The organism is Christiangramia aquimixticola (assembly GCF_048285835.1).
Classification (GTDB): Bacteria; Bacteroidota; Bacteroidia; order Flavobacteriales; family Flavobacteriaceae; genus Christiangramia; species Christiangramia aquimixticola.
Genome location: NZ_JBLVTL010000233.1, coordinates 1 through 296, shown reverse-complemented (window position 1 = coordinate 296; position 296 = coordinate 1). Strand labels below are relative to the sequence as shown.

Below are 296 nucleotides of genomic sequence, written 5' to 3'. Positions count from 1 at the left end.
ATTTGCTGCATTGGGTACATGTTTCCCCAAAATGGATCTGGTACATTTCGGGTGGACTTCACGTGAATCCGCTTTAGGCGCGACATATCCGTATGTTTCATCACCTCTACCGGATCGGTATGCTGCCATACGTCATGGGAAGGGTCGTAAATTTCCCCGTGATTTTTTTCAGGGACTAGTTCGTACATGAGTTTGCGTGCAGCAAGTACACCGGTCAGGTTATTGAACGTGCCAGTAAAACCCGAACTTCTCCAGCCTTCCATGGGGCAGTTTTCGTAGAGTACAGTCACCCCAAG

The 296-nt window shown here is 48.6% G+C and carries 1 protein-coding gene; it reads right to left on the bottom strand.

Annotated elements, in window-relative coordinates:
• Nucleotides 1-188 (bottom strand): hypothetical protein (locus ACNKXV_RS14280; RefSeq protein WP_417908377.1); only part of this gene is annotated, 188 nt, incomplete at its 3' end.
• Nucleotides 189-296 lie beyond the last annotated feature (108 nt).